This is a genomic window from Dolichospermum circinale AWQC131C, from assembly GCF_000426905.1.
In the GTDB taxonomy this organism is placed as follows: Bacteria; Cyanobacteriota; Cyanobacteriia; order Cyanobacteriales; family Nostocaceae; genus Dolichospermum; species Dolichospermum circinale.
The window spans coordinates 25,570-29,652 of sequence record NZ_KE384623.1; the positions used below are offsets into that span (position 1 = coordinate 25,570).

The 4,083-nt window shown below is 39.7% G+C and carries 3 protein-coding genes; 1 reads left to right on the plus strand and 2 read right to left on the minus strand.

Annotation, left to right across the window (positions count from 1 at the left end):
• Window positions 1-45: 45 nt before the first annotated feature.
• Window positions 46-1,776, plus strand: coding sequence for a DNA repair protein RecN (recN, locus tag ACIR131C_RS0114395; protein WP_028090767.1), 1,731 nt, complete (start codon window positions 46-48; stop codon window positions 1,774-1,776).
• A 36-nt stretch (window positions 1,777-1,812) separates the two neighbouring features.
• Here recN and rdgB read toward each other — a convergent pair whose 3' ends face one another.
• The gene (gene rdgB / locus ACIR131C_RS0114400; protein WP_028090768.1) at window positions 1,813-2,391 is read right to left on the minus strand and encodes an RdgB/HAM1 family non-canonical purine NTP pyrophosphatase; all 579 of its coding nucleotides are present in this window, start codon (window positions 2,389-2,391) and stop codon (window positions 1,813-1,815) included.
• Between the two features lie 142 nt (window positions 2,392-2,533).
• The gene (locus tag ACIR131C_RS0114405; protein ID WP_028090769.1) at window positions 2,534-3,976 is read right to left on the minus strand and encodes a phosphoglucomutase/phosphomannomutase family protein; all 1,443 of its coding nucleotides are present in this window, start codon (window positions 3,974-3,976) and stop codon (window positions 2,534-2,536) included.
• Window positions 3,977-4,083 lie beyond the last annotated feature (107 nt).

A 4,083-nucleotide genomic window follows, 5' to 3' on the forward strand; every position in this document is an offset into this window, starting at 1 on the left:
TAATTCAGAGGAAACCAGGAAATCTGCAATCTGAGGATTATGTAAATGCTGCTATATCTAAGAATTGAAAACTTTGCCTTAATTGATCATTTAGAATTGGATTTTGGGGCAGGTTTGAACGTATTAACAGGGGAAACCGGGGCAGGAAAATCAATTATATTAGATGCCATTGATGCAGTTTTGGGTGGTAAAGTCTCTAGTCGAGTCATTCGCACTGGTACAAATCGAGCTATGGTAGAAGCAACTTTTAGCGTCACCCCACCCCTAGCTGCTTGGTTAAGTGAACAAGAAATTGATTTAATAGATGATAATGCTGTGATCATCAGTCGAGAAATTGCCACCACCAGTAGTAATATTCGCAGTAGATCACGAGTCAATGGAGTGCTGGTAAATCGTCAATTAATGGGAGGATTGCGAGATCATTTAGTAGAAATAACAGCACAAGGACAAACTGTAAAAGTAGGACAATCGGCTCAAGTTCGAGATTGGTTAGATTTATATGGTGGTGATTTATTGTTACAAAAACGCCAAAATGTCAGCATTGCTTTTAGTATATATCAACAAGCACGTCAAGCACTAGAAAAACGCCGAACATCAGAACGGGAAAGGTTACAACAATTAGATCTATTAACATATCAGGTACAAGAATTAGGTGCTGCTAATCTTGATGATCCCCAGGAAATGGAAATATTAAATCAAGAACGAGACCGTCTGAATCATGTTGTTGATTTACAACAAATGAGTTACAAAGTTTATCAGGCTTTATATCAAGATGATCAGGAAACTCCCACGGCCGCTGATTTATTAGCCGATGGAGAGATGATATTAACTCAAATGATAGAGTATGATTCTCAACTCCAATCTTTATTAGAATTGGTGCGGGATGCAGTCGCAGCAGTCATGGAAGTGGGTAGACAAATTAATATTTATGGAGAAGGATTGGAAGCAGATCCCCAGCGGTTAGAAGAAGTAGAAGAACGGATACGGGAATTAAAACAAATTTGTCGTAAATATGGTCCAACTTTAACAGAAGCGATGTCTTATTATCAACGTATCCAAGATGAATTAGCTGTATTAAATAATCATGAACAATCTATAGAAACCTTGGAACAAGAAGAACAATTATATTTACAAAAACTTCATTATCTCAGTCAACAATTAAGTCAATTACGTCATCAAACTGCGGCTGATCTAGAATCTCGGTTACTAACTGAACTCAAGCCCCTAGCCATGGATAAGGTAAGATTTCAAGTAGAAATTGTCCCCACTACCCCCACATCAGCAGGTGCAGATAAAATTACTTTTATGTTTAGTCCTAATCCCGGTGAACCTATTCAACCATTAACAGAAATTGCTTCGGGTGGAGAAATGAGCCGATTTTTATTAGCCTTAAAATCTTGTTTTCACCAAGGAAATGAAGTGGGAACTTTTATTTTTGATGAAATTGATGTCGGAGTTTCTGGTAGAGTTGCCCAGGCTATAGCAGAAAAATTGCATCAAATTAGTCAAGGACATCAGGTGTTATGTGTAACTCATCAACCTTTAATTGCAGCTATGGCAGATCGTCATTTTCGCGTCGCTAAATTAGTGATTAATAAAGCCGTAAATAGTAATGATGAACAGCGAACAGTTGTCAGAGTCACAAGTTTGGATAATTTAACTACCCGTCGAGAAGAATTAGCACAGTTAGCTGGTGGTAAATCCGCAAATCAAGCGATCGCTTTTGCTGAGTCTTTATTATTACAAGCTGCTAATCATCGGGAAAGGAGGACATAAAAAACCATACAAATTTTAGGATGAGAAATAATAGGTTTACATTATTAATTTCCTTAACTGGGGAACTAAAGCCTGGAAAGCATTTCCCCGATGACTAATTGACTTTTTCAAATCTGTTGTCATTTGGGCAAAAGTCAATTGTTTTTCTGGGACATAAAAAACCGGATCATAACCAAAACCACCATCTCCAGAAGGTGCAAATAAAATTTCACCTTGACAAATACCCTCAGATTGAATTACTATTTCTCCCTGGGGATTGGCAACTGCGATCGCACACACAAACCTAGCTTGACGATTTTTTTCATCACCTAATTCTCTTAATAATCTACCAATCCGTTCTGTATCATTATTTCCATAACGAGCAGAATACACCCCAGGCGAACCATTCAGGGCATTTACCGCCAAACCAGAATCATCGGCTATCGCCCAATTACCCGTAAATTTAGCAGTTTCCGAGGCTTTGAGACAAGCATTTTCCGCAAAGGTCTCCCCTGTTTCTTCCACATCCAAATTTTCCGGTTTTATAGTTAATTCCCAACCAGAATCAACTAAATAAGCTTGCATTTCCCGTAATTTACCGGTATTTCCTGTCGCTACTACGAGTAATTTAGTCATTATTCATTAGTCCATTGTCCGTTGTCCGTTGTCCGTTGTCCGTTGTCCGTTGTCCGTTGTCCGTTGTCAGGAAAAAGGCAAAAGGTAAAGATTTTACCCATTACCCATTACCCATTACCAATTACCAATTACCAATTACCCATTAATTTGATTCAGCCCAAGTTTTTGCCCAATTTAGAGTTTTCTGAACTTGTTCTATTGTTGCTGCTTCACAATAAAGCCGTAAAACTGGTTCAGTACCGCTAAATCTAATCATTAACCAACTTTGATCAGCCAGACGGAATTTATAACCATCAATAGTTTGACAAGCGATGACTTGTTTACCCGCAATTTCTGTTAAAGGCTGAGATTGTAACTGTTGTAATAGTCGCCCTCTCACTTCCATATTCGCTAAAGGTAAATCAATACGATCATAGACCGATGAAAAATCAGTTTGTTGTTGTAAATAACGATAATATTCGCCTAAATCTAACCCTGATTCTACCACAGCCTCCAATACATACAGCGCCGATAATAAAGCATCACGTTCGGGAATATGACTACCATAACCAATCCCACCAGATTCTTCACCACCTAGCAATACCTGTGTAGTTAACATTCTGTCAGCAATGTATTTATAACCTACAGGGGTTTCATAGATAGAAAGGTTATGTAAGGCGGCTACACGGGGCATTAAGTCTGACCCACTCACAGTTTTGACTATTTCCCCCTGAAAGTTGCGCCGCCGGGTCAGGTGGTCAATTAAGATGGGGATTAAAATTTGAGAACTGAGGAAATTAGCATCTTGATCTACCGCTGCAATGCGATCACAATCGCCATCAAATATCAAACCTACTGTTAAACCAGCTTTATTGCTTTGGTGATGGTTTTTGATGACTGTAAATAGTCGTGACAGGTATTTTGGTAAAGGTTCCGGCGCACCACCTTCAAATAAAGGGTCACGTTCACTATTGATTTCTTGAACCTGTGACCCTAAGAGTCGCGCTAGTCCCCCAGCCGCAGCCCCGTGCATGACATCCACAAATATTGTTAATTTACCAGCAGCGATAACTTGTTTAATTTTGTCAATATCAACTTTACCCGCTAATGCCTGACAATAACTCGGCCAAGGATCAAAGCTATGTTCCTTACCTGGAATCCCTACTGGTGGCACTTTTTCTGATAATAAAGCTTCTATCTCTTGTGTAACTTCCGGTGGAACTGAACCACCAAAGGCACTTTTAACTTTTAATCCTAAGTATCTACCCGGATTATGACTCGCTGTCACAACTAGCGCCCCTAAAGCCTTGAGTTCTTTAGCCGCCCAGCTATAAGCCGGAGTTGGTGCTGAAGTTTCGCTAAACAGGACATCAAAACCCACTGCGGTAACAGCATTAGCGACAACACGAGCAAAATCTTCCGCCATAAATCGGCGATCATAACCGATAATAATTGTCCGGCTACCTACCTCGGAAAAGTAAGTATTATGTAAAACCTTGGCTGCTACGGTTGCTACTAACGCCAGGCGTTCAAAGGTAAACTCCTCACCTATCACACCGCGCCAACCATCTGTGCCAAACTTGATTGGGTTAGTTACAACTGGCATGAAAATATCCTCAATTTCTAATTGAGGATTTTAGCATTTATGCGGGTAATTGGTAATGGGTAATTGGTAATGGGTAATTGGTAATGGGTAATTGGTAATGGGTAATT

Bases quoted from the DNA above. Each gene is read 5' to 3' on its own strand.
- recN (WP_028090767.1), top strand. From the start codon at position 46: ATGCTGCTATATCTAAGAATTGAAAACTTTGCCTTAATTGATCATTTA.
- rdgB (WP_028090768.1), bottom strand. From the start codon at position 2,391: ATGACTAAATTACTCGTAGTAGCGACAGGAAATACCGGTAAATTACGG.
- ACIR131C_RS0114405 (WP_028090769.1), bottom strand. From the start codon at position 3,976: ATGCCAGTTGTAACTAACCCAATCAAGTTTGGCACAGATGGTTGGCGC.